We start from the raw sequence: 506 nt of genomic DNA, 5'->3' as shown, positions 1-506 counted from the left end.
CCTCTTGAACGTCAAGTTTTAGGGATGTTACACCGCTTAATTTACGGTCAAAACGACAAGTTTTATCGTAAATGGATGCACAGCGCGAACCATTCACTTGGTGCGTTTTGCTCTGGTGGCACAATCGCGAACATTACGGCACTTTGGGTTGCACGCAACAAAGCGTTGAAAGCAGATGGTGATTTCAAAGGGGTAGAAAAAGAAGGTCTATTCAAAGCCATGAAGTACTATGGCTACGAAGGCCTTGCAGTTCTGGTTTCTGAACGTGGTCACTATTCACTTAAAAAAGCAGCAGACGTACTTGGCTTAGGTCAAGAGGGTTTAGTCGCGGTGAAAACCGATGCAAACAACCGTATTGTTGTTGACGACCTAAAAGCAAAAATTGCCGAGCTTAAAGAACAAAACATCAAACCAATTGCGGTTATCGGTGTCGCTGGCACAACAGAAACGGGGAACGTCGATCCTCTGTCGCAGATCGCTCAAGTGTTCCAAGAGCACAATTGTCA

Annotated in this window: 1 protein-coding gene; it reads left to right on the top strand. The window is 45.3% G+C overall.

Annotated elements, in window-relative coordinates; genetic code table 11:
- The coding region (locus R8O10_RS27760) for a pyridoxal phosphate-dependent decarboxylase family protein (RefSeq protein ID WP_318192298.1) at nucleotides 1-506 on the top strand (506 nt) is incomplete at both ends.

It is taken from the genome of Vibrio sp. 1727 (assembly GCF_033344415.1).
Classification (GTDB): Bacteria; Pseudomonadota; Gammaproteobacteria; order Enterobacterales; family Vibrionaceae; genus Vibrio; species Vibrio alginolyticus.
The sequence above is the reverse complement of the archived record's forward strand: the minus strand, read 5'-3'. Positions and strand labels throughout refer to the sequence as shown.